The sequence below is a fragment of the Microbacterium sp. NPDC055988 genome (assembly GCF_042269505.1).
In the GTDB taxonomy this organism is placed as follows: Bacteria; Actinomycetota; Actinomycetes; order Actinomycetales; family Microbacteriaceae; genus Microbacterium.
The window spans coordinates 3,219,740-3,243,883 of record NZ_JBHJXY010000001.1 but is presented as its reverse complement, the minus strand read 5'-3'; the positions used below and the strand labels follow the sequence as shown (position 1 = coordinate 3,243,883).

The following is a 24,144-nucleotide window of genomic DNA, read 5'->3' as shown; positions in this document are numbered from 1 at the left end:
AGGGTTCCAGCAGCGTTCCCGTCTGTCAAACGCCACGACGCGGCCGACCCGGGCGCCCGGGAGCAGTCGGCGGCGGCATGGTCGATAGGATCGATGACGGCCCGGGATTGCGGGCCGACCGGCCAGATCAGGAGTGTCCCCCATGAGTGCTGAGCGCGTCGTCCTCGTCACCGGCGGCAATCGCGGCATCGGCCGCGCCATCGCGGAGCGCTTCGTGCGCGATGGATACCGCGTCGCCGTCACGGCCCGCAGCGGCGAAGGCCCGGAGGGGACGCTCACCGTCCGTGCCGACGTGACGGATGCCGCAGCTCTCGACGCGGCGTTCACCGAGGTGGAGCAGCAGCTCGGCCCGGTCGAGATCGTCGTCGCGAACGCCGGCATCACCAAGGACACGCTGCTCCTGCGCATGAGTGAAGACGATTTCGACAGCGTCGTCGCAACGAACCTCGGCGGCACTTTCCGGGTCGTCAAGCGGGCATCGAAGGGCATGCTCCGCGCACGTTTCGGCCGCATCATCCTGATCTCGAGCGTCGTCGGACTGTACGGTTCCGCGGGGCAGGTCAACTACTCCGCGTCGAAGAGCGCGCTCGTCGGCTTCGCACGTTCGATCACCCGCGAGCTCGGCGCGCGGGGGATCACAGCCAACGTCGTCGCCCCGGGGTTCATCGAGACCGACATGACGGCGGAACTCCCGGAAGAGACGCAGAAGCAGTACAAGGCGAACATCCCGGCCGGACGGTTCGCCACGCCCGACGAGGTCGCGGGGGTCGTGACCTGGCTCGCCGGCGACGACGCCGGGTACATCTCCGGTGCGGTCATCCCCGTGGACGGCGGCCTCGGGATGGGGCACTGACCCCACCCTGCACCGTCAGCGGGTGATCGCCCCGATCAGCAGTTCGGCGAGACGATCGGGAACGGTGAACTGCGGCCAGTGGGCGGAGCCGATCCGGACGACCTCGGCGTCTTCGATCGCGCGGTACTCCTCGGCGAAAGGCCCCCACTGGTCGATCATGCCCTCGAATGTCGCCTGGTCGAGGTCTCCCATGAGCAGTGTCACCGGCACCCGGTAGCGCGCGGGGTCGGTGAGGGAGATGCCGTCGGTCGGCACTCGTGCGGGGACGCTCGATGTGAGCGGCGCCGTGCGCACGCGTGTGGCCTCGTCGAGGTCGTGAACGTCTTCGTCCTCGAAGAAATCCCAACCGGGGAACGGGACGACCCCGTCGACGATCGGGAACTCGCTGATCCCGTTTCCGGGCGGAGGGGGGACGGTGTCGACGAAGATGACGCGGCTCATGCGGTCGGGGCGCGCATCGGCGACACCCCATGCGACGTTGCCGCCTCCGCTGTGGCCGACGACCACGAGATCGCCGTCGACCTCGTCGACCGCGGTGACGGCGGCGTCGACCCAGTCGGCGATGCCGATGTCGGACGTGACAGCCGCTGGCTCACCGAGCCCTGGCATGGTGAGGGCGTGCACGCGGTGCCCTGCCCGTTCGAGAGCGGGGATCACGTCGTCCCAGCTCGAGGCGTCGAGCCAGAGTCCGGGAATGAGGATGATGTCCATGTGCCGACGCTAGCGGCGGGGGCGGACATCCACCAGAGGCCCGGACTACGGCAGGAGTGCGATGACCTCGGACAGGTCCTGCGGTCCGATGACGAGACTCGCGGCTTCGCGAACCGCGGGCTTCGCGTTGAAGGCGAGGCCGAGTCCGGCGACCGCCATCATCTGCAGGTCGTTTGCCCCGTCGCCGATCGCGATCGTCGCGTGCGGGGACACGCCGAGTTCCGCCGCCCACCCCTGGAGCGACGTGGCCTTGGCCGCCCCGTCGACGATCCCGCCGTCGACGCGACCGGTGAGTTCCCCGTCGGCGATCTTGAGACGATTGGCGCGCCATCGGTCGACGCCGAGCCCCGGCGCGACGTGGTCGAGGATCTCGTGGAAGCCCCCGGACACGACTCCGACGACGCCGCCGCGGTCGTGGACGGCCGCGGTGAGCTCGTGCACTCCGGGCGTCGGTTCGATCCGTGCACGCACCCGCTCGAACGCGGCGACCGGTACGCCCTGGAGGGCGGCGACGCGGGAGCGGAGGCTCGCGGCGAAGTCGACCTCGCCGCGCATCGCCGCCTCGGTGGCCGCCTGCACCTCCGCTCGGCGACCTGCCTCATCGGCGAGCAGCTCGATCACCTCGTTGCGGATCAGGGTGGAATCGGCATCGAGGACGACGAGGAAGCGCGCGGCGGTCACCCGTCGAGCCTATCGATCAGTGGGCGGTCCGAAGCGCCGCGTGACGGCGTCAGCGCTCGATGAAGACGCCCTTGCCGACAACCGTGATGCCGGACTCCGTCACGGTGAAGCCCCGTGCGAGGTCTCGCTCGCGGTCGACGCCCACGGTCGCCCCATCCGCCAGCACCACGTTCTTGTCGAGGATCGCCCGGTGGATGCGCGCGCCCTGCCCCACCTGAACGTGATCGAACACGACGGAGTCGGTGATGGTCGAGCCTCCGCCGGCGAGGGTCCAGGGGCCGACCACGCTGCGTTCCAGATGCGTCCCGGACAGGACCGACCCGAGCGAGACGATCGAGTCGATCGCGTTGCCGATGCGGCCGACCGAGTCGCGCACGAACTTCGCGGGTGGGGAATTGACCGCCTGCGAGTGGATCGGCCACTCCATGTTGTAGAGATTGAAGACAGGCAGAGTCGAGATCAGGTCGCGGTGCGCGTCGAAGAACGAGTCGATGGTCCCCACATCTCGCCAGTACGAGCGATCGCGCGGCGAAGACCCGGGGACGTCGTTCTGCTTCATGTCGTAGTAGCCGGCCTCGCCGCGGTCGACGAAGTACGGGACGATGTCACCGCCCATGTCGTGTCCGGATGTCGGCGACTCGCCGTCGGCCTCGACAGCGGCGATGAGCGCGTCGGCGTCGAAGATGTAGTTGCCCATCGAGGCCAGCACCTCGTGCGGGGAGTCCTCGAGGCCGGCGATGTCGGTCGGCTTCTCCAGGAACTGCTTGATGCGCCCGGATTCGGCGTCGGCGTCGATCACCCCGAACTGCGAAGCCAGCGCGAGGGGCTGACGGATGCCGGCGACCGTCGCCTTCGCACCGGATTCGATGTGCGCCTCGAGCATCTGCCGGAAGTCCATCCGGTACACGTGGTCGGCACCGATGACCACGACGATATCGGGCTTCTCATCGTTGATCAGGTTCATACTCTGCAGGATCGCGTCGGCCGAGCCGGAGAACCATCGCTTGCCGAGGCGCTGCTGCGCGGGGACCGAGGTCACGTACGAGTCGAGGAGCGCCGACATCCGCCAGGTCTGCGAGATGTGCCGATCGAGGCTGTGCGACTTGTACTGCGTCAGCACGACGATCTGCCGGAGCCCGGAGTTGATGAGGTTGGAGATCGCGAAGTCGATCAATCGGTACTGTCCGCCGAAGGGCACTGCGGGTTTCGCGCGATCCGCCGTGAGCGGCATGAGGCGCTTGCCCTCGCCGCCGGCGAGGATGATCCCGAAGACCTTCTTTGGAGCGGACATGGCTCCACCATAGATGCGTTCACGGCCGCTGTACTAGCGTTCAGACATGCGAGTCGAAATGATCACGAAGGAGTACCCGCCCGAGGTCTACGGCGGTGCCGGAGTGCATGTCGCGGAACTCGTCGCCGCGCTTCGAGAGCACGTCGACGTGCGGGTGCGCGCGTTCGGCGCGACCCGCGACGAGCCCGATACCTTCGCCTATCGCACGCCCGCGGAACTCACCGGCGCGAACCCCGCGCTTCAGACGTTGGGTACAGACCTAGAGATCGTGTCCGCCATCGCCGAGGCCGATCTCGTGCACAGTCACACCTGGTACGCGAACTTCGCGGGTCACCTGGCCTCGCAGCTGCATGGCATCCCTCACGTGCTCACCGCGCACAGCCTGGAGCCCCTCCGCCCCTGGAAGGCCGAGCAGCTCGGCGGCGGGTATGCGATCTCCAGTGGCATCGAGCGCCTCGCCTACGAGAATGCCGCCGCTGTGATCGCGGTGAGCGCCGGCATGCGCGCCGACATCCTCCGCAGCTACCCCCAGGTCGATCCTGCGAAGGTCCGCGTGATCCACAACGGCATCGACGTCGAGCGCTGGCGTCCGGTGCAGGACGCGGCCTTCCTCCAGTCGATCGGGATGGACCCCGCGCGACCGTCGGTGGTGTTCGTCGGTCGGATCACACGGCAGAAGGGTCTGCCGTACCTGCTGCAGGCTGCCCGGCTCCTGCCGCCCGAGGTGCAGCTGGTGCTGTGCGCGGGCGCCCCGGACACCCCGGAGATCATGGCAGAGGTGCAGGAGGGCGTGCGGCTGCTGCAGGAGACGCGGGACGGCGTGATCTGGGTCGAGCGGATGCTGCCGCGCGATGAGCTGTCGGCGATCCTCACCGCCGCGACCACGTTCGTGTGCCCCTCCGTCTATGAACCGCTCGGCATCGTGAACCTCGAGGCGATGGCGTGCGGTGCGGCGGTCGTCGGCACCGCGACCGGGGGCATCCCCGAGGTCGTTTCCGACGGTGTCACGGGTCGGCTCGTGCCGATCGAACAGCTGCAGGACGGCACCGGTACGCCGGTGGATCCGGAGCGCTACGTGGCGGATCTGGCTGCCGTGCTCACCGAGGTGGCCATGGATCCTGAGCGGGCGCGGGCCTACGGCGAAGCCGGACGCGAGCGCGCACGGGACGATTTCAGCTGGTCCGCCATCGCGGAGACGACGCGCGCGCTCTACGCGGAGCTCACCGCCTGAGCCGATAGGCTGGAACCATGCCGAGCGCTCTGGAATTCACCGACGTCGTCGTGCGCCGTGAAGGACGCAACATCATCGATCACGTGACCTGGGAGGTCGACGACGATCAGCGATGGGTGATCCTCGGACCGAACGGGGCGGGCAAGACCACGCTCCTGCAGCTGGCCGACACGCTCATGCACCCGACCTCCGGCACCGTCACCGTGCTGGGGGAGACCCTGGGTCGTACCGACGTGTTCGAGGTGCGCCCGCGCATCGGCTTCGCGTCGTCCGCGATGGCCAAGCGCGTTCCCCGTGACGAGACGGTGCTCAACACCGTGCTCACCGCGGCGTACTCGGTGCTCGGTCGCTGGAACGAGAACTATGAGGACATCGACGAGCGCCGCGCGCTCCGCGTCCTCGCGGACTGGCGCCTCGACCACCTGGCGGACCGCACGTTCGGCACGCTGAGTGACGGCGAGCAGAAGCGCGTGCAGATCGCGCGCGCCGTGATGACCGACCCGGAACTCCTGCTGCTCGACGAGCCGACCGCCTCGCTCGATCTCGGGTCGCGTGAAGAGCTGCTGGCGCTGCTCAGCGGGTACGCGTCCTCGCCGACGACGCCCGCGATGCTGATGGTGACGCACCACGTCGAGGAGATCCCGGTGGGATTCACGCACGTGATGCTGATTCGCGACGGCGCGATCGTCGCGGCCGGACCGATCGCCGAGACGCTCACGGCCGAAGCGCTCACCGACACGTTCGGCATGCCGATCGTGCTCAGCAGTGAAGACGGCCGCTACGCCGCCCGCGCAGCATCCTGATCCAGGTCTGATAGAATCGACCCTTGGTGCTTCCGCACCGCAGACTTCCCTCGTCCCTGGCACAATCCAGGGCAGCAACTAAGGAATCCCATGAAGACTGACATTCACCCCGAGTACAAGGCTGTCGTGTTCCGCGACCTCGGCTCGGGCGAGACGTTCCTCACCCGTTCGACCGTGACCGGCGACAAGACCATCGAGCTGGACGGCGTGGAGTACCCCGTCATCGATGTCGAGATCTCGTCCGCGTCGCACCCGTTCTACACGGGCAAGCAGCGCATCATGGACTCGGCCGGCCGCGTCGAGAAGTTCAACCAGCGCTTCAAGGGCTTCGGCGGCTCGTCCAAGTAACGACTGCCACGAAGAAGGCCCCATGCTCCTCGGAGCGTGGGGCCTTCTTCGTTCGTCTGGCGCTTCGGCTGGTGGTCTCAGACGTCGATGACGATGCGGCCGGCGTCGATGCGGCTCGGCGGGTCACCGGGCGAGGGCGCCGGCGCCGTCCGCTGCGTCTGCCGGTCACGCTCCTGGCTCGCCTCATGGGCGGTGGGCGACCAGACGCTGTCGAAGACGCCGACGAGGCCCCCGTTCGCGACGTGCTCGTACTTCTCCTCGACCGGCTTCCGTGAGAACGTGTGCATCATCCCGAAGATGAGCAGGGCGGGGCCCATGCCCAGCACGATGATCACGGTCGCCCATGCCATCACGTCTTTCATGACTTCAGGATAGGCAGCTCAGCCGTACTTCGGCATCAGCCGCAGGGCGGACATGCTCAGCGGATGCGGCGGCCCTGAGCGAGGTCGATGAGGCGCGACAGCACGGGCCCCGAGCGCAGCCCGTTGTGCTCGTGCTCGCTGGTCACCCAGAGCTTCATGTCGGGGAGCAGGCGTGCCGTCTCGAGGGAGAACTCCAACGGCACGTACACGTCGTCGACGTAGACGGCGGCGGCGCCCGTGGCCCCGGACGCGGCGATCGCCTCCGCGTCGTAGATGCTCGGCCATTCGTGCTCCGCGAGCGCGAGGGTGACATCGCGCCAGGGGCGGAACGCGGGGACCGTCTCGGTCCACTCTCGCCGGATGTGCTCGCCCGTGAAGAGCGTCGGGTCGTCACGGAAGTCCGAGGGCTCCGTGCGCTCCGCCGACCATCGCGTGGCGTGGCCATCGGCGTAGCTGGACTCGTGGAACGCGAAGTACAGCGGATTGCGGCCGTCGAAGGGCATCGCGTGCATCAGGTCGTACCGGAAGGCATTCGAGGAGGGGTCGCGCTCGAGCAGCGACCAGACGGTCTGCCAGCCGTCGTTCGTGCCGAGGGCCGAGCCCATCGACCGCAACCGTGATCGGGACACGACCTCACCGTCGGGGAGGACGATGTCGCCGGCATCCGCCAGGTCGACGAGCCGTCGCATGGCGTCGCGGTGCTCCGGGAATCGACGGTAGTACCGCTCGGACGCCGTGCGCATCTTCTCGTAGCAGAGCGCATACACATCATCGGGGTGGCGCCCGATCGCGCTGAGGCCTCCCGTGATGAAGACGTCCCGCAGCGAGGACGCGTCCGTCGAGAGGTAGGCCAGCGTCGTGAAGCCGCCGAAGGACTGCCCGAGCACGCTCCAGGTGGCAGCACCCAGGTGTTCGCGGATCGCCTCGCAGTCGCGCACGATGGAGTCGGCGCGCAGATGGGTCAGGTGCTCGGCCATGGCCTCGGCGCCGCGGGCGAGATCGTGATCGCCGACCGGGGTCGATTGCCCGGTGCCGCGCTGATCGAGGAGCACCAGGCGGTAGTGGGCGAGAGCTTCATCCAGCCAGGCCGGCGATGTCGAAGAGCGGAACGGGCGGGGAGCCTCGTGCCCCGGTCCGCCCTGCAGGAAGACCAGATAGGGGAGGGACTCACCGCCTTCGCGGGCGACCACGCGCGCGAAGATGTCGATGGTGCGGGAATCGGCGGGGTCGTCCCAGACGAGCGGGACGGTGAGCGTGTGCTCTTCGACGGTGAGATCCAGCAGCGTGCGGACGACGGTGGTCATGGTCACATCACATTCCCGATGTAGGAGTATTTGACGAAGACCTCCGAGGCGATGCCCGACTCCTCGAGCACCCCCTGCACGGCGGTCATCATGTAGTTGGAGTCCCAGCCCATGTAGAGGAAGTGGGATTCGTCGAGCTCGTCCCACTGGCCCTTCCAGGCCATGTCCTGGTAGATCGGTCCGCCGTGGGCGGCGCAGTAGGCGAGCGCAGCAGCCCTCGTGTCGGTCCATGCGCGCCGGAAGACCCGGTTGAAGAGGTACTTCACGTCGGGCACCTCCCACCGCTCGCCGCGGTACTCGACGTAGTCGAACTCGCGTTCCCAGCCGGTGGGCCAGCCGCGCCGGCGCACGGCATCCAGGATCGGGGTCAGACCGTCGTCGTCGATCTCCGGAAGCGCGGGGCGCGCCCAGATGCGGATCAGGTCGGACGTGAGTGCGACCGTGCGCTGCGTGATCGCGGCCGTGTTCCACGCGGAGACCTCGGACAGCTCGCGGGTCGCCGGCACCGCGCTGCGGGCATAGGCCTCGGCGCGCTTGACCGGGAACGAGGCGCCGAAAACGCGCTCGGTGAGCGGCTGCTCGAGCAGGGTCAGGTTGCCGAGAGTCGGGGCGAGCGCCCGGTGGCTGTTCTGCTCGTCCTCGGAGTATTCGCTCCAGGGGCGCTCTCCATCCCCCGACCAGGCGTCGCCGGGCACGGTGGGCACGATGTGCTCGACGTCGAACCCGTCGACGTCGTCGACGCCCTCCAGACGACCGAGCACGTACGCGGGGTGGGGGAGTTCGCTGTACTTCAGCACGGCGCTCACGCGCTCGTCTGAGGGGGTGATCCGGGCGAAGGCGCGCGCGAGCGAATCGCGACCCTCGCGTCGTGCCCGGCAGAGTCGGGCGATGAGCCGCTCAGCCGGAAGGTTGACCAGCGCGCGGCGGAGGTACAGAGCCTGGATCCACTCCAGCGTCTCGATGAGCTCGGCGCGATCGATGACTCCCCGGGCGTGGTCGCTGTAGACACTCATCACGAGGGGGTACGACGAGCGCCCGAAGGTGTTGACGTGCCGCAGCTGTCGCGCGATCTCGGGGTCTTTCTCCCGGGAGGGATCGAGGAGGATGCCGTACACCTCGGCGTAGTGGCGCCACTCGGCCGCATCCGCCTGCAGGTGGGCGACGTCCACGCGAGGGAACGACTGACGGAATGCGCTGTACACGCCGTGCTCGCCGTTCGCCGCCACCTCCCGGCCTGTGACGAGCACGAGATAGTGCCGCCAGAATGCACCGATCGCCTCGCCGGTGTGGTGCTCGATCGGCACCCAGAAGCGGGCTTCGACATCGACCTGCTCCGCGTGACTGAGCCCCATCAGGATGTAGTTGTGGATGAGCTCGTGGTCACGCAGCGGCTCACCGGTCGAGTTCAGGCTCTCGAAGATCTGCTGGGCGTTCGCCTGGGTTCCGAGGGTGATCGACACGTGCTCGAGCTTCTGCAGCCCGCGCCAGATGAGCGGGACCTCATCCACGTGGATCTGGCTGCGGAAGAAGGCGTAGTTGTCGTCGAAGCGGGACTCGCGATCGGCGTCGTCCCGACGGTCGAGCACGACGGACTCGTACAGGTCGGCCCACGCATCGTGTGGACGCAGCTTGGTGCGGTCGGGTGCGTCGGAGCGGACGAGAACTCGTTCCAGCGCAGCGGCGAGGGCGGCATCGGTGTCGCGGACCGAGTGGTGCAGCGCGGCGACCAACAGCATCAGCGTGGTGATGCGCTGCTGGCCGTCGATGAGGATCAGGTCGGAGTCGGCCGATGTGCCGTCTTCGGCGGAGAGGATCGAGCCGATGAAGTGGCGGTGCGCGTCGTCCTCCCGCGCGACGGCGCGGATGTCGGAGAGGAGGCGTTCGCACCCGCCGATGTCCCAGCGATACTGCCGCTGATAGACGGGAACGACGATGGTGGTGGTACCCGCCGCGAGCCACTCGATCGTGTTGACTGCCGTCGCCTCGACGTTGGTCGCGGTGCTCATGCTGGTGTCTCGTCCTCCCGTAGCGACGGGCGCCGAGGACTCGCCGGGCGCCCCGATCAGTCTATTCGTTTATCCACGGCCGACCTCCGAAGGGCTCGCGGGCTTCGCTGTTAGGCTTGCCTTATCAGGGCCTGTTAAAACGTGCTGGCCCCCGATGAAAGGAACATGACTCGATCATGGGTTACATCAAGTCCGCTGCCCTCGAGGAAAAGGGATTCGTCGTCCTCGACAGCTACAACCAGGAGCTCGACCCCAAGGAATGGCTCGACATCGAGTACAACGACTGGAAGTCGTCGGGTGACACGCGCTTCGCGCCGCTCGCCAGTGCTTTCGGTGACATCGAGTGCAACGGCTTCTGGAACCACAAGCCGCCGCGCACCGACAAGGACGGCGTCTGGATCGACTCGCAGATCGAGAAGGCTCCGAACCTGACGCGTCGCGCGCAGGAGCCCGGCGCCAACGTCGGCCGCTGCCGTGTGATCGAGCTGCAGCCGACCCCGTACGGCGAATGCCTCTACAACCTCCACCAGGACGACAACAACCGTCTGAACCCCGACGGCACCGGCTGGGTGGTCCGCGGCTTCTTCAACCTCACGGATGACAAGGACAGCTACTTCGTCCTGCGCGAGAACCGCACCGACCCGAGCATCGAGTACCGCATCGCCCTTCCGGCCGGTGCGCAGCTCATCGTCGACACGCAGCGTCTGTGGCACGCCGCCACGCATAACGGCACCGAGCCGCGCTACTGCCTCATCACCTCGTGGACCTCGGGCCCCGAGCTCGACGCCTACATCGAGAAGTACAACGGCACCGACGACGTGCCCAACTACGAGGTCGACCAGGAGACGCTCGAGTTCGGCTACGCCGAGCAGGCACGCAAGGACGCTGCTCGCGCGGCCTACTACGCGGCGAAGGGCCAGCAGGTCAAGCAGGCCATGAGCGAGGCCTGATCCTCCTCTGATCACGACGAAGGCCCCGGTCCCCGTGACCGGGGCCTTCGTCGTGAAATCACATGCTTGTGATTTCCGTCGAACTCCGCGAGAATGGGCCCACAACCGCATATTCTCGCCACTTCGTGGTTCAGGTCGTTGGGGAAGACGCACCTGATGAAACGGAGAGATCATGGCGACGGCTTACGCACGCGGAGTGGTGTTCATCCACTCTGCGCCTCGCGCGCTCTGCCCGCACCTCGAATGGGCGGTGGGTCGCGCTATCGGGCGTGCGGTGAATTTCGACTGGACCGAGCAGCCCGTCCTCGAAGGTGCCCGGCGCGCCGAGTTCTACTGGGACGGCCCCGTCGGCACCGGTGCAGCTCTCGCAACCTCCATCCGCGGGTGGGAGCACTTGCGGTTCGAGGTGACCGAAGACCCCACGCCGCGCAGTGACGGCGGGCGCTGGCTGCACACGCCCGACCTCGGCATCCACTACGCGCAGACGGATGCCGCCGGCAACATCGTCATCGGCGAGGACCGGATCCGCTACGCGATGGAGATCGCGGCGGGGAGTGCGATCGAGTTGCAGCGCGAGCTCGACATCGCGCTGGGATCCGCCTGGGACGAGGAGCTGGAGCCGTTCCGTCATGCGAGTGATGACGCCAGAGTCGTCTGGCTGCACAAGGTCGGCTAGCCGACACCACAGACCGGGAGCGGGGGAGGCGTGAGTATCGGATGCCGGTGAGTCATCCCGGACGCTGAGAAGACGTATCCCCGCTTCGCACGACGAGGACCCCGCCCCGGGAACGAGGCGGGGTCCTCGTCGCGCGGAGGTGGGCAGCCGGTCAGATGACCGCGGTGTGCTGCAACTCGTCGGTGCGGGAGCGGGCGCCTCCGCGCACATCGTCCCAGGCCAGTGCCAGTCGTTGCATGGCCTCGGCTGTCCGCTCCGGCGGGAGGGTGATGGGGATGCGCAGGCGACGTTCGAGTACTCCTCCGGTGGTGAAGCGGGGGCCCGGGGGCAGGATGACACCGCGCTCACGCGCCGCGAGCGACAGTGAGGTCGAGAGCGGCGCGCCGATGTCGATCCATGCCGAGAGGCCGCCCGGGGTCGGCGGCATCCGGAAACCGGGAATTCCGGAGACGCCGCGCTCCACCGCGTCGCGTCCGGCGAGCAACCTGCGGCGGACATGAGACGTCAGTGCCGGCATGTCGTCGAGCAGCTCCACGGCGATGCACTGCTCCAGCAGGGCCGTACCCAGCTCGAAGGAGGGGCGCACGGCGAGCAGTCGTGCGATCACCGAGCGCTCCGCGCGGATCCAACCGATACGCATCCCGCCCCAGGCGATCTTCGACATCGAGCCGACGGTGATGACATTCGGCCCGCTCGCGGCCATCGGCGCGGGTGTCCATCCGCGATCGATGTCGAGTTCCGCGGTTGTCTCGTCGACGATGAGGTGGGTGCCGACGTTCCGTGCCGTCGTGACGATCCGCGATCGCTCATCGTCGGGCAGCGTCGCGCCGGTGGGGTTGTGGAAGTCGGGGATGAGGTACGCGACGTGCGGTCGCGACCCGAGGAGTGTCTCGTTCAGATGGCGGGTGTCCCAGCCGTCGACGTCGACGGGCGTCGGCACCAATCGATATCCGTGCCGGTGCAGCGCTTCCAGCGCGTGCGGGAAGGTCGGCTGCTCGACCAGCGCTCGCTCGCCTCGACGCCCGATGGCCGTCAGGATCAGGTTCACCGCGTTGAGTGCCCCTGAGGTGATGATGATCTCGTCTGCGGAGGTCGGGGCTCCGCGATCGCGGAAGCGCTCTGCGACGGCCTCGCGGAGTTCGGGGAGCCCCCGGAGAGAGTAGCCGCTGGTGCCGCGCAGGGCGGCGAGGCGGGGTAGGGAGCGGACGGTCGCGTCATACAGTCCGGGAGTGGAATCCATTGAGGCGATCGAGAGGTCGATGGCGTCGTCATCGGGTTCCGTGCTCCCGGCAGCATGACCGTGGGGGAGCGTCACGCGGGTGCTTCCTCCATGCAGGCGGGAGACATACCCATCGGTCTCGAGCAGGCCGTAGGCGCGGGTGATGGTGGAACGTGAACGACGCAGTTCGAGCGCGAGCGATCGTTCACTCGGCAGACGCTCGCCGACCGTGAGTCGGCCGTCGAGGATCAGCGCCCTGATGCGGTCAGCCACCGCCGCGGCGGTCGCGCCGTCGACGTTGCCCGCTCCGAGCTGCTCCACGAGTCGTGATCCCATGCCTCTATCCTGGCGCAAAGTGGTCTGATGTGTGCAGGCCACTTTGCAGCGAGTGGATTCGCCTCGGAGCCTGGTCCACGGGCCAGAGTGGAAGAATGCTCCTCCGCTCTGTGTTCCTTCCCGTGGCCGCCACAAGCCGGCGTGACCTCATCGAGCGGCTCGTGCAGCTCCTCATCGGCTTGTTCCTCTACGGCGTCGCGCTCGGCTTCATGGTGCGCGGCGGCATCGGGGTCGCGCCGTGGGACGTGCTGGCGCTGGGAATCGCCGGGCAGACGGGCGTCGGATACGGCGTCATGACCGTGCTCGTCTCGATCGTCGTGCTGCTGCTGTGGATCCCGTTGCGTCAGCGGGTCGGGCTGGGGACCGTTCTGAACGCGCTCCTGGTCGGCCCCAGTGCGGATCTCGCGCTGTTCCTGATCCCGCAGCCCTCCTCGGTCTGGATCGGCGCACCGATGTTCGTCTTCGGTCTGCTCCTCCTCGCCTTCGCGACGGGCTTGTACATCGCCGCCGACTTCGGTCCCGGTCCGCGTGACGGCCTGATGACCGGGTTGGTCCGACGCACCGGGTGGGCGGTCTGGCTCGTGCGCACGCTGATCGAAGGCGGCGTGCTGCTCGTCGGTTTCCTCCTCGGCGGTCCGGTGGGCGTCGGGACGGTGCTCTTCGCGTTCGGTGTCGGCCCGCTGATCGGGTGGTTCCTGCCCCGAATCACACGCATCCGCGCAGCGCGCTCGCGCCGGCTCGGGGCGCTGCGCGCCTGACCGCCGTCGGAAACCGGCCACCGGCGATCGGCGGCCTGCAGACACGAAGAGAGGCCCTCGGAACCGAGGGCCTCTCTTCATGTTCCGTGGCGTCAGTCGGCGCTGGCGACGACCAGCACGGCGTTGTGTCCGCCGAACCCGAACGAATTGCTGATGGCGATCTGCGGACCGTCGCCGAGAGGCGTGGCCTCGCCGGAGAGCCGGAACGGGACCGCCGGGTCGGGCTCGGTCATGTTGATGGTCGGCGGAGCGACGCGGTCGCGCAGGGCGAGAAGCGAGAAGATCGCCTCCAGGGCACCCGTACCACCGAGCAGGTGACCGGTGGATGCCTTGGTCGCCGACACGGGGATCTCGTCGATCCGGTCGCCGAAGACCTTCTTGAGAGCGACATACTCGTTCGGGTCACCGACCGGCGTCGACGTGGCGTGCGCGTTGATGTGCGTGACCTGGTCGGCGGTGACGCCGGCCTCTTCGAGCGCCTGCGTGACGGCTCGTGCTGCGCCGTTGCCCTCGGGGTCGTTCCCGGTGATGTGGTACGCATCCGCTGTGACTCCGCCGCCGAGCACGTAGCCGTAGATCTTGGCGCCGCGCGCCTTGGCGTGCTCCTCGGTCTCGAGGATCAGTGCGGCTGCGCCCTCGCCCATGACGAACCCGTCACGGTCGATCGCGCCGGGTCGCGAAGCGTGGGCCGGATCGTCGTTCCGACGCGACAGCGCCTGAGCCGACGCGAACGACGCCATCGTGATCGGGTGGATCGCGGACTCGGTGCCACCGGCGATCACGACGTCGGCGAGGCCATCCTGCAGGTGGTGGAAAGCGTGGATGATCGATTCCGTGCTGGAGGCGCACGCGCTGACGACGGTCTGCGCATAGGCGCGAGCCTCGAACTGCAGCGAGAGGTTGCCCGCAGCGGCGTTCGGCATGAGCATCGGGACCGTCAGCGGCATGACCCGTCGCGGGCCCTTCTCACGGAGCGTGTCCCACGCATCCAGGAGGGTCCAGAGGCCACCGATGCCGGTGGCGAAGTCGATGCCGAGGCGCTCGGGCGCCACCTCGGGGGAGCCGGCGTCCGCCCACGCCTCGCGAGCTGCGATGAGGGCGAACTGCGACGACGGATCGAGGCGCTTGGCCTCGTGACGGGGGAGCACCTCTTCCGGGCGCACGATCGCCTCAGCGGCGAAGGTGACGGGCAGCTCGTACTGCTGAACCCAGTCGTGTTCGAGCGTGCGAGTGCCGGACATGCCGGCCAGCAGGTTCGTCCAGTTCTCCGGGGCCGTACCGCCGATGGCGGACGTGGCGCCGATGCCGGTGACGACGATGCGCTTGGTCATGGGGTGTGGTTCCTTGTCGAACGTCGAAGGGGATGAGAGGGCAGGGCGGAGGATGCCACTCCCGCGAGATGCGGGGGTGGCATCCTGCCGGGATTACTCCTGGCCCGCGACGATGAAGTTGACGGCGTCGCCGACGGTCTTCAGGTTCTTGACCTCGTCGTCGGGAATGGTGACGCCGAACTTCTCCTCGGCGTTGACGACGATCGTCATCATCGAGATGGAGTCGATGTCGAGGTCATCGGTGAACGACTTCTCGAGGGCGACCTCGGAGGCGTTGATGCCGGTCTCGTCGGTGATCAGCTCTGCGAGGCCTGCGAGGACCTCATCGTTGGTGAAAGCCATGTGGTCTTCCTCTTTCTTGCGGGTTGTATTCGGAACCGTGGAACAGTCTAGAGAAGGTCAGCGCATTCTCAGGGAAGGACGACGACCTGTGCGGCGAACACGAGTCCGGCGCCGAAGCCGATCTGCAGCGCGAGACCGCCCGAGAGCTCGGGGTGCTCGGCCATCAGACGGTGACTCGCCAGCGGGATCGATGCCGCTGAGGTGTTGCCCGTGGTCTCGATGTCGCGGGCGATCACGGTCGTCTCCGGCAGTTTCAGCTGCTTGGCGAACTCGTCGATGATGCGCATGTTCGCCTGGTGGGGGATGAAAGCTGCGATGTCGGAGGGCTCGACGCCCGCCTTGTCCAGTGCCTCGCGTGCCACCTTGGCCATCTCCCAGACGGCCCAGCGGAAGACCGTCGGGCCCTCCTGGCGCAGCGTGGGCCACGGCACCACACCGTCGCGGAAGTCGGTGAGCGTGCCGTTCATCCCCACCGCATCGGCCTTGGAGCCGTCGGACCCCCAGACAGCAGGGGCGATGCCCGGCGTTTCGCTCGGGCCGATCAGCGCTGCCCCCGCCCCGTCGCCGAGGAGGAAGGAGATGCTGCGGTCGGTCGGGTCGACGACGTCGGAGAGCTTCTCAGTGCCGATGACCAGGGCGTAGCGGGCTGCTCCTGCCTTGATCAGCGCGTCGGCCTGGGCGATCGCATAGGCGTATCCGGCGCAGGCCGCGTTGATGTCGTAGGCAGCGGCGGGGTTCGCACCGACGCGGTCGGCGACGATCGCCGAGACGGACGGGGTCTGCTTCGGGTTGCTGATGGTCGCGACGATCACCAGGTCGACCTGATCGGCCGGCACACCCGACTTCTCGATGGCCTCGGCCGCTGCCGTGGTGGCGAGGTCGATGGCGTCGGTGGCCTTATCAGCCCGGGCACGGGTGATGATGCCGGTGCGCTGGCGGATCCACTCGTCGCTGGAGTCGATCGGCCCGATCAGGTCTTCGTTCGGAACGGCGTTCTCTCCACGCGCCGCACCGTACGAGTAGATGCGCGTGTAGGCGGGGCCGGTGACCTGGGCGAGGGTGACGCTCATGCGGCTTCTCCGTTCAGCAGCGCGACGGCTGCATCGAGGTCTTCGGGGGTCTTCACTGCGACGGTCGGCACGCCGCGCAGGCCGCGCTTGGCGAGCCCGACGAGGGCACCAGCGGGCGCGAGCTCGATCACACCGGTGACTCCGGCGTCGGAGAACGACTGCATGCACAGGTCCCAGCGCACGGGGGAGGAGACCTGGTCGACGAGGTAGCTGAGCGCTTGTGCGCCGTCGGCGACAGCGGAGCCGTCACGGTTGGTCCACAGCGTGATGTCGGGGTTCGCGGGCGAGACGTCGGCGACGGCATCGCGCAGGGCGGAGACCGCCGAGGCCATGTAGCGGGTGTGGAATGCTCCTGCGACCTGCAGCGGGATCACGCGCGTGCCCTTGAGGGGCTCCTCTGCGAGAGCCGCGAGGGCCGGAAGTGCGCCGGCGACCACGATCTGACCGCCGCCGTTGTAGTTCGCGGGGAACAGGTCGAGTTCGGCGAGCCGTGCGAGGAGCGCTTCTTCGTCGCCGCCGAGGACTGCACTCATGCCGGTCTGCTCCTGCGCCGCGGCGTCGGCCATCGCGCGACCGCGGATACCGACGAGGCGCATGCCGGTCTCGGCATCGATCACACTGCTTCCGACGAGCGCCGCGATCTCGCCCACTGAGTGTCCGGCGATTCCGTCGGCGCGACGCCCGGCCTTCTGCACCAGCGCATCGCCGGCGATCAAGGAGGCCGCGACGATCAGCGGTTGCGCGATGCGGGTGTCACGGATCGTGTCGGCATCCGACACCGTGCCGTGTTCGCGGAGATCTACCTCTGCGGCATCCGAGTACGCGGCAAGGCGCTCGGCCACTCCGTCGAGCTCGAGCCAAGGAGCGAGGAAACCGGGGGTCTGCGAGCCCTGACCTGGGCATACGACGACAATCACCCACCCAGTCTGCCAACGATTGCGGCAGAGCGGTGGATGATCCATCACAAGATTGCGAGAAACCCTTGTGTGTGGCGTACAGATCCGCAGTCTCAGCGCTGCGGGCGTCGAAGCGGGACGCGTCGCCGCACCTGCTCGGCGGTCCCGATGGAGCCGAGAATCAGAGCGGTCTGCAGGATGAGTGCCTCGCGGGGACCGGTGGCATCCCACCCGATGACCTCGCTCACGCGCTTGAGTCGGTATCGCACCGTGTTCGGGTGCACGAAGAGCTCGCGAGCCGTCGCCTCGAGGGAGCGGCCGTTGTCGAGGTAGCTCCAGAGCGTCGTGACCAGGTCTGTGGAGTGCGCCTGCAACGGACGGAAGATGCGCTCGATCAGAGTCTGCTTCGCGAGCGGGTCGCCGGCGAGGGCTCGCTCCGGGAGCAGGTCGTCGGCCTCGACCGGGCGAGGAGCGCTGCGCCACGCGCGGGCCACCGCGAAGCCGGCCAGCGCGGCGCGGGCGCTCTGGCTCGCGTCGACGAGTGCCGCGACGGCAGGGCCGAGCACGACGTAGCCCGGACCGAACGACGGCTCGAGCCGGGTCGCTATCTCCTGGAACCCCAGCTCTTCTTCCTCCCCTTCGGCCCCTTCTGCCCCTTCAGCGCGCGCACGCCCGAGGACGAGGACGAGCCGAGATCCCTGCACGCCGATGAGCACGTCGACGGCGAGCTTCCGGGCGGTTCGGCGGACGAGATCCACGTCGAACTGCGGGGGTGTGGTGCCGACCAGGACAGCGACCTCGCCGTGGCCGTGCCAGCCGAGTGCCGCGATCCGGCTCGGCAGTTCCTCGTCGGCTTCGCCGGTGAGGATGGAGTCGACGACGAGGGCTTCGAGCCGCGCGTCCCAGAGGCCGCGGGCCTCGGCAGCCCTCGCATACACGTCGGCCGCGGCGAAGGCGACATCGCGCGAGTAGAGCAGGATCGCCTCGCGGAGATCGTTTCCCCTGCCGGCGACGCGCTCCTCGGTGACCTCGACGGTCACGCGGATGAGCTGCAGCGTCTGCTGGAGGCTGACGCTGCGCAGCAGTTCACGCGGAGCCGCAGCGAAGATGTCCGCCGCAATCCATGGCGTGGAGGTGGGGTCTTCGTACCACTGGATGAACGACGTGATGCCCGCCTGGGCCACCAGCCCGACCGCGGAGCGGCGGGCTGGTGGCATGTCGGCGTACCACGGGAGGGTGTCCTCCAGGCGCTTGATCGTCACCGAGGCGATGTCACCGGAGATCCGGCGCAGCCAGGTGAGCGTCGCGGCCTTGTCCATGCCGGAAGGAGAAGAACCTGTCACCGAGGGCTCAGCTTTCGCCACCCGCGTTGCCGCTGGTGCCGGCGTTCACATCGTGGAGACGGTACTTCTCGATCGCCTGAGCCGCGAGCGAGCGGTCGACCTTGCCGTCTTCGGCGAGCGATTGCAGCGTGCGGACCACGATGGACGGGCCGTCGATCTTGAAGAACCGACGCGCCGCGGCACGAGTGTCCGAGAAGCCGAAGCCATCGGCGCCGAGCGTGGCGAAGCGGTTCGGCACCCACGGACGGATCTGGTCCTGCACGGCGTGCATGTAGTCGCTGACCGCGACGACCGGACCTTCGACGCCCTGCAGCTTCTGGGTGAGGTACGCGGTACGCGGCTCAGCCTCGGGGTGCAGGAAGTTGTGCTCGTCGGCGGCGAGACCGTCGCGGCGCAGCTCGGTCCAGGAGGTGACCGACCAGACGTCGGCGATCACACCCCAGTCGTTCTTCAGCAACTCCTGGGCCTCGAGGGCCCAGGGGAGTCCGACGCCCGACGCGAACAGCTGTGCGCGGTGGCCATCGCCCTCACCGACCGAGACGCGGTGGATGCCGCGCACGATGCCGTCGACGTCCACGTTCTCCGGCTCTGCGGGCATCACCATCGGCTCGTTGTAGAGCGTGATGTAGTACATGACGTTCGGGTCTTCGTGGTTGCCGCCGTACATGCGCTCGAGACCGGAGCGCACGATGTGCGCGATCTCGTAGCCGTAGGCCGGGTCGTACGAGATCGTCGCAGGGTTGGTGGCGGCGAGCAGGTGCGAGTGGCCATCGGCGTGCTGGAGGCCTTCACCGGTGAGGGTGGTGCGACCGGCGGTGGCGCCCATGATGAAGCCGCGGGCCATCTGGTCTCCGGCAGCCCACTGAGCGTCGCCCGTGCGCTGGAAGCCGAACATCGAGTAGAAGATGTAGACCGGGATGAGCGGCTCGCCATGTGTGGCGTACGAGGTTCCGGCGGCAGTGAAGGCCGCGAGTGCGCCGGCCTCGTTGATGCCGACGTGCACGATCTGGCCCTGAGGGCTCTCCTTGTAGGCGAGCAGCAGCTCACGGTCGACCGACGTGTAGTGCTGGCCGTTCGGGTTGTAGATCTTCGCCGAGGGGAAGTACGCGTCCATGCCGAACGTGCGTGCCTCGTCGGGGATGATCGGCACGATGCGGTGGCCGAAGTCCTTCGAACGCAGCAGGTCCTTGAGCAGACGGACGAACGCCATCGTGGTGGCGATCTCCTGTGTGCCGGAGCCCTTCTTGGGAAGCGCATATGCGGTGTCGTCCGGCAGTGACAGGCCGACGTGCGTCGAGCGACGCTCCGGCAGGTACCCGCCGAGTGCCTGACGGCGCTCGAGCATGTACTGGATCGTCTCGTCCTGGGGACCCGGGTTGTAGTACGGGGGCAGGTACGGGTTCTCCTCGAGCTGCGCGTCCGTGATCGGGATGTGCATAGCGTCGCGGAACGTCTTGAGGTTGTCCAGCGTCATCTTCTTCATCTGGTGGGTCGCGTTGCGGCCCTCGAAGTGCGGACCGAGGCCGTAGCCCTTGACGGTCTTCGCGAGGATGACGGTGGGCTTGCCCTTGTGCTCGGTCGCTGCCTTGAACGCGGCGTAGACCTTGCGGTAGTCGTGGCCACCGCGCTTGAGGTTCCAGATGTCGTCGTCGGAGTAGTCCTTGACGAGGGCGGCTGCGCGTTCGTCGCGGCCGAAGAAGTGCTCACGGACGTATGCGCCGGACTCGGCCTTGTACGTCTGGTAGTCACCGTCGGGAGTGACGTTCATCAGGTTGAGCAGAGCGCCCTCGGTGTCGCGGGCGAGCAGGTCGTCCCACTCACGGCCCCAGACGACCTTGATGACGTTCCAGCCGGCGCCGCGGAAGAACGACTCCAGTTCCTGGACGATCTTGCCGTTGCCGCGCACAGGGCCGTCGAGGCGCTGCAGGTTGCAGTTGACGATGAAGGTCAGATTGTCGAGACCCTCGTTGGCGGCGACCTGCAGCTGACCGCGGCTCTCGACCTCGTCCATTTCGCCATCGCCCAGGAACGCCCAGACGTGCGACTGGGATGTGTCCTTGATGCCGCGGTTCTCGAGGTACTTGTTCGACATCGCCTGGTAGATCGCGTTGATCGGGCCCAGGCCCATCGACACGGTCGGGAACTGCCAGTACTCCGGCATCAGGCGCGGGTGCGGGTAGGACGGGATGCCGTGCGGCGCGTGCGACTTCTCCTGGCGGAAGCCGTCGAGCTGATCTTCGCTCAGGCGGCCTTCGAGGAACGAGCGGGCGTAGGTGCCGGGGGAGGCGTGCCCCTGGATGAAGATCTGGTCCGCACCCCCGGGGTTGTCGGCACCCTTGAAGAAGTGGTTGAAGCCGACTTCGTACAGAGCCGCCGACGAGGCGTAGGTCGAGATGTGACCGCCGACGCCGATACCCGGGCGCTGGGCACGGTGCACCGTGATCGCGGCGTTCCACCGGATCCAGGCGCGGTAGCGGCGCTCGATCTCCTCGTCACCGGGGAACTCGGGCTCGTTCTCGGGGGCGATGGTGTTGATGTAGTCCGTCGTCGGGACCATCGGCACGCCCAGGTGCAGCTCCTTCGAGCGCTTGAGCAGGCTGAGCATGATCTCGCGGCCTCGGCCGTGCCCCTTGGCATCGACCAGCTCATCGAGGGACTGCTGCCACTCGCCGGTCTCCTCCGGATCGCTGTCGAGGGGGCCCTGGGAATAAGGATCCTGGTCGTGCACGGTCACGGGGCGAACCTTTCGTCAAGCTGGCAGGTCATGCCAAGGAAACGGGAAGCGACACGGGCAGCCTTGTCAGCTGTGCACAACGCGCGCCGCAATCAGCCTATCCCTCTTCTACGACACGGGTGCGCATCGGGTGGCCGATACACTGGGTGCACCAGGGCCTTTAGCTCAGCTGGTAGAGCGCCACGTTTACACCGTGGATGTCGTCGGTTCGATCCCGGCAGGGCCCACATCCTCACCTCGAACCCTGGTGGTCGCCGCCCTGCAGTCCTAGGCTCCTCGCATGGGAACCCTGACCTTCTGCATCAACGTCACCCTCGACGGCTGCGTCGATCACGAAGTGGGCATCGCGGACGATGAGACGCATGCTCTCTTCACGCAGCTCATGGACGAAGCCGGAGTGATGCTCTGGGGGCGCACCACCTACGAGATGATGGAGAGCGCCTGGCCTGCGGTCGCCCGGGGAGACGTGGAGGCGGACGCCACGATGCGTGACTGGGCGGTCAAGCTCGACGCCAAGCCCAAGTACGTGGTGTCCTCCACCCGCGAGGATTTCCCGTGGGCCAACAGCCACCGCATCGCCGGTGATCTGCGAGCGTGCGTGCAGAAGCTCAAGGAGGACACGCCGGCCGGCGTGCTTCTGGGCAGCGCCTCGCTGGCGACCGAACTCGACCGGTTGGACCTGATCGACGAGTACAGGTTCCTGGTCCATCCGCGGATCGCCGGCCACGGGCCGACCCTCTTTGAGCTCGGTCTGCCGAGCACTCGCCGACTCGAGCTGGTTTCCGCGACTCCGCTCCGCAACGGGGCGATCATGACGCACTACCGACGGGCTGATTGACTCCCCGCAGCGAGGAGAGACCCCGTAGCCGACCTACCTCGACCGAGTCCTCAGCGCAAGGCCTGCGGGCGCTCGCGTCTGCAGCGCGTACCCTCGGATGCACGGCAAGACTCGATGATCGAGGGACGGGGAGGTCTCACACGTGGCGCGACGCATCGTCATCAGCGGGGCATCGGGACTGATCGGTTCAGCGCTCGTCTCTTCGCTCCGCGCTGACGGAATCGAAGTGACGACTCTCGTCCGACGCGCTCCCCGAGCGGAGAGCGAGACGCAGTGGGAACCGGGGGAGCGCGCGCTCGATCCGGACGTCCTCGCCGGAGCCGAAGCGATCGTCGCGCTGGGCGGGGCCAGCGTCGGGCGGCTGCCGTGGACCAAGCGGTACCGTCGTGAGCTGGTCGACTCCCGTCTGCAGGCGACCAGGACGATCACGACCGCTCTCCGCTCCCTACGGTCCGACGCCCCCGCACTCGTCTCGGCATCCGCCGTGGGCTACTACGGCTCCGCCCCGGGCGAGATCCTCACAGAGGACTCCGCCGCCGGCCAGACCTTCTTGGCGGATCTCAGTGTGCGCTGGGAGGCCGAGGCACGTCAGGCCGAGGACCACACCAGGGTCGCTCTGCTGCGCACGGCCCCGGTCATCCACCGGCGCGGCGTCCTCAAGCCGCTCATCCAGCTGACTCGGTTCGGTGTCTCCGGTCCGCTCGGACGAGGGACGCAGATGTGGCCGTGGATCTCGCTCGATGACGAGGTGGCAGCGATTCGTCATGTACTCGATCACAAGGTCACCGGACCCGTGAACCTGACCGGACCCGCGCCGGCGTCTGCCAACGACATCGGCCGTGCCCTCGCCGCCCGCATGCACCGTCCGTTCTGGCTTCCGGCTCCGGCGTGGGCGCTCCGCCTCGTGCTCGGCGATGCCGCGGAGTCTCTGCTGCTGCCCGACGCGGACGTGCGCCCTCAGGTGCTGGAGCGCACGGGGTTCCGGTTCACGCACGCGACAGCGGCTGCCGCCGTCGCGGCGGCGCTCTGAGGTTCTCACGGGGCCACCCCTCCCGGATCGGGACGCTCCACTGCAAGACTGAGCGCATGGAGATCATCGAGAACTCGAAGCTCACGGTCGTCGGTGCGGGAAGCGTGGGATCGAGTGTCGCCTACGCGGCACTCATCCGCGGATCGGCCCGTCATGTCGCGCTCTACGACATCGCGACAGAGAAGGTGGAGGCCGAGGTCCTCGACCTCGCGCACGGGACGCAGTTCACCGGTTCGAGCGACATCATCGGCGGAAGCGACATCTCGGTGGCGGCAGGCTCGCACGTCGTGGTGATCACCGCCGGGGCGAAGCAGAAACCGGGTCAGACCCGCATCGAGCTCGCCGAGGTGAACGCCGGCATCATCCGCCGCATGATGCCGGATCTGCTCCAGGTCGCCCCGAACGCGGTCTACGTGATCGTCACCAATCCCTGCGACGTGCTGACCGTGATCGCGCAGGAGGAGACCGGGCTCCCGCCGGAGCGGATCTTCGCGTCAGGCACCGTGCTCGACACCTCCCGGCTGCGCTGGAAGCTGGGGGAGCGCGCCGGGGTGTCGACCGCCAGCGTGCACGCGCACATCATCGGTGAGCACGGCGACACGGAGTTCCCGCTGTGGTCGCGGGCGACCATCGGCACGGTCCCGATCCTGGAGTGGGAGACGCCGGATCACCCGCGATTCACCCTCGATGAGCTTCACGACATCGCGGTCGACGTGCGCGATGCCGCATACCAGGTCATCCAGGGCAAGGGCGCGACCAACTACGCGATCGGTCTGTCCAGTGCGCGGATCGTGGAGGCGATCCTCCGCGACGAGCACGCGGTGATGCCCGTGAGCACCGTGCTGCGCGATTTTCACGGTCTCGAAGGAGTCGCGCTGTCGGTCCCGTCGATCGTGAGCGCGAAAGGTGCCGTCCCCATTCGGAACACCTCGTTCTCGAGCGAGGAGCTGGCGCTGCTTCGCCAGTCGGCGGATGCGCTGCAGGCGGCCGCGGCGGATCTGCGCCGCTGAGAGGCACCGGCGCGAACCGGT

Annotated in this window: 23 protein-coding genes and 1 tRNA gene; 11 read left to right on the top strand and 13 right to left on the bottom strand. The window is 67.9% G+C overall.

The genetic code is table 11. The features are described from left to right. The first annotated feature begins 142 nt into the window (after positions 1-142). A complete protein-coding gene (locus ACFC14_RS15540; protein WP_029261772.1) occupies positions 143-853 on the top strand; it encodes a beta-ketoacyl-ACP reductase in 711 nt (236 codons plus the stop codon). A gap of 15 nt (positions 854-868) precedes the next feature. On the opposite strand, the gene ACFC14_RS15535 is transcribed toward ACFC14_RS15540, so the two are convergent. From ACFC14_RS15535 to glgC, 3 genes are read right to left on the bottom strand one after another with little or no spacing between them, the layout of a single operon-like run. Next, positions 869-1,564 carry an alpha/beta fold hydrolase gene (locus tag ACFC14_RS15535; protein WP_376106325.1) on the bottom strand — a complete coding sequence of 232 codons (696 nt, stop codon included), beginning with the start codon at positions 1,562-1,564 and terminating at the stop codon, positions 869-871. Between the two features lie 45 nt (positions 1,565-1,609). Next, a complete protein-coding gene (gene serB, locus ACFC14_RS15530) occupies positions 1,610-2,245 on the bottom strand; it encodes a phosphoserine phosphatase SerB (protein ID WP_376106322.1) in 636 nt (211 codons plus the stop codon). Between the two features lie 49 nt (positions 2,246-2,294). Continuing rightward, positions 2,295-3,536 (bottom strand): glucose-1-phosphate adenylyltransferase, encoded by a 1,242-nt coding sequence (gene glgC, locus ACFC14_RS15525; protein ID WP_029261775.1) that lies wholly within the window; start codon positions 3,534-3,536, stop codon positions 2,295-2,297. Between the two features lie 46 nt (positions 3,537-3,582). Here glgC and glgA point away from each other — a divergent pair, with 46 nt between their 5' ends. The 3 genes from glgA to ACFC14_RS15510 all read left to right on the top strand — a co-directional run bounded on the left by glgA (position 3,583) and on the right by ACFC14_RS15510 (position 5,918). After that, complete coding sequence (gene glgA / locus ACFC14_RS15520; protein WP_376106319.1) at positions 3,583-4,767, top strand: glycogen synthase; 1,185 nt, start codon at positions 3,583-3,585, stop codon at positions 4,765-4,767. Positions 4,768-4,784: 17 nt separating this feature from the next. Next, entirely contained in the window at positions 4,785-5,570 is a 786-nt protein-coding gene (locus ACFC14_RS15515; protein WP_029261777.1) for an ABC transporter ATP-binding protein, read from the top strand. Between the two features lie 90 nt (positions 5,571-5,660). Beyond that, positions 5,661-5,918, top strand: a complete 258-nt coding sequence (locus ACFC14_RS15510; protein WP_028501712.1) for a type B 50S ribosomal protein L31 — start codon at positions 5,661-5,663, stop codon at positions 5,916-5,918. Between the two features lie 77 nt (positions 5,919-5,995). On the opposite strand, the gene ACFC14_RS15505 is transcribed toward ACFC14_RS15510, so the two are convergent. Genes ACFC14_RS15505 through ACFC14_RS15495 form a run of 3 tightly spaced genes read right to left on the bottom strand, consistent with a single transcriptional unit; the run spans position 5,996 to position 9,590 of the window. Further along, positions 5,996-6,280 carry a hypothetical protein gene (locus ACFC14_RS15505; RefSeq protein ID WP_376106314.1) on the bottom strand — a complete coding sequence of 95 codons (285 nt, stop codon included), beginning with the start codon at positions 6,278-6,280 and terminating at the stop codon, positions 5,996-5,998. A 56-nt stretch (positions 6,281-6,336) separates the two neighbouring features. Further along, complete coding sequence (locus ACFC14_RS15500; RefSeq protein ID WP_376106312.1) at positions 6,337-7,590, bottom strand: alpha/beta fold hydrolase; 1,254 nt, start codon at positions 7,588-7,590, stop codon at positions 6,337-6,339. Next, complete coding sequence (locus tag ACFC14_RS15495; protein ID WP_376106309.1) at positions 7,587-9,590, bottom strand: DUF262 domain-containing protein; 2,004 nt, start codon at positions 9,588-9,590, stop codon at positions 7,587-7,589. The genes ACFC14_RS15500 and ACFC14_RS15495 overlap by 4 nt, the downstream gene beginning before the upstream one ends. A 176-nt stretch (positions 9,591-9,766) precedes the next feature. On the opposite strand from ACFC14_RS15495, the gene ACFC14_RS15490 reads away from it, so the two are divergent. Both ACFC14_RS15490 and ACFC14_RS15485 read left to right on the top strand, forming a co-directional pair. Then, positions 9,767-10,540 carry a hypothetical protein gene (locus tag ACFC14_RS15490; protein ID WP_376106306.1) on the top strand — a complete coding sequence of 258 codons (774 nt, stop codon included), beginning with the start codon at positions 9,767-9,769 and terminating at the stop codon, positions 10,538-10,540. A 172-nt stretch (positions 10,541-10,712) separates the two neighbouring features. Continuing rightward, positions 10,713-11,216, top strand: a complete 504-nt coding sequence (locus tag ACFC14_RS15485; protein ID WP_136042062.1) for a DUF3145 domain-containing protein — start codon at positions 10,713-10,715, stop codon at positions 11,214-11,216. Between the two features lie 151 nt (positions 11,217-11,367). Here ACFC14_RS15485 and ACFC14_RS15480 read toward each other — a convergent pair whose 3' ends face one another. Then, entirely contained in the window at positions 11,368-12,771 is a 1,404-nt protein-coding gene (locus ACFC14_RS15480; protein WP_376106303.1) for a PLP-dependent aminotransferase family protein, read from the bottom strand. A 95-nt stretch (positions 12,772-12,866) separates the two neighbouring features. Between ACFC14_RS15480 and ACFC14_RS15475 the strand changes: the two genes are divergently transcribed. Next, a complete protein-coding gene (locus ACFC14_RS15475) occupies positions 12,867-13,529 on the top strand; it encodes a YitT family protein (RefSeq protein ID WP_376106300.1) in 663 nt (220 codons plus the stop codon). Between the two features lie 92 nt (positions 13,530-13,621). Here ACFC14_RS15475 and ACFC14_RS15470 read toward each other — a convergent pair whose 3' ends face one another. The 6 genes from ACFC14_RS15470 to aceE all read right to left on the bottom strand — a co-directional run bounded on the left by ACFC14_RS15470 (position 13,622) and on the right by aceE (position 21,245). Beyond that, positions 13,622-14,860, bottom strand: a complete 1,239-nt coding sequence (locus tag ACFC14_RS15470) for a beta-ketoacyl synthase (RefSeq protein WP_091036792.1) — start codon at positions 14,858-14,860, stop codon at positions 13,622-13,624. 93 nt (positions 14,861-14,953) lie between these two features. Then, on the bottom strand, positions 14,954-15,202 hold the full coding sequence (locus ACFC14_RS15465) for an acyl carrier protein (RefSeq protein WP_017202249.1): 249 nt from the start codon (positions 15,200-15,202) through the stop codon (positions 14,954-14,956). A 68-nt stretch (positions 15,203-15,270) separates the two neighbouring features. After that, on the bottom strand, positions 15,271-16,272 hold the full coding sequence (locus ACFC14_RS15460; RefSeq protein WP_376106294.1) for a beta-ketoacyl-ACP synthase III: 1,002 nt from the start codon (positions 16,270-16,272) through the stop codon (positions 15,271-15,273). Continuing rightward, complete coding sequence (locus tag ACFC14_RS15455) at positions 16,269-17,189, bottom strand: ACP S-malonyltransferase (RefSeq protein ID WP_376106291.1); 921 nt, start codon at positions 17,187-17,189, stop codon at positions 16,269-16,271. Before ACFC14_RS15455 ends, ACFC14_RS15460 begins: the two co-directional genes overlap by 4 nt. 92 nt (positions 17,190-17,281) lie before the next feature. Next, positions 17,282-18,487, bottom strand: a complete 1,206-nt coding sequence (locus ACFC14_RS15450; protein WP_376106288.1) for a PucR family transcriptional regulator — start codon at positions 18,485-18,487, stop codon at positions 17,282-17,284. Between the two features lie 31 nt (positions 18,488-18,518). Continuing rightward, entirely contained in the window at positions 18,519-21,245 is a 2,727-nt protein-coding gene (gene aceE, locus ACFC14_RS15445; protein ID WP_376106285.1) for a pyruvate dehydrogenase (acetyl-transferring), homodimeric type, read from the bottom strand. 154 nt (positions 21,246-21,399) lie between these two features. Here aceE and ACFC14_RS15440 point away from each other — a divergent pair. From ACFC14_RS15440 to ACFC14_RS15425, 4 genes are all read left to right on the top strand, one after another. Next, positions 21,400-21,472 (top strand) — tRNA-Val (locus tag ACFC14_RS15440). Positions 21,473-21,525: 53 nt separating this feature from the next. After that, positions 21,526-22,083, top strand: a complete 558-nt coding sequence (locus ACFC14_RS15435; RefSeq protein ID WP_376106282.1) for a dihydrofolate reductase family protein — start codon at positions 21,526-21,528, stop codon at positions 22,081-22,083. A gap of 142 nt (positions 22,084-22,225) precedes the next feature. After that, positions 22,226-23,113 carry a TIGR01777 family oxidoreductase gene (locus ACFC14_RS15430; protein WP_376106278.1) on the top strand — a complete coding sequence of 296 codons (888 nt, stop codon included), beginning with the start codon at positions 22,226-22,228 and terminating at the stop codon, positions 23,111-23,113. A 56-nt stretch (positions 23,114-23,169) separates the two neighbouring features. Then, positions 23,170-24,123, top strand: a complete 954-nt coding sequence (locus tag ACFC14_RS15425; RefSeq protein WP_376106275.1) for an L-lactate dehydrogenase — start codon at positions 23,170-23,172, stop codon at positions 24,121-24,123. The last annotated feature ends 21 nt before the right edge of the window (positions 24,124-24,144 follow it).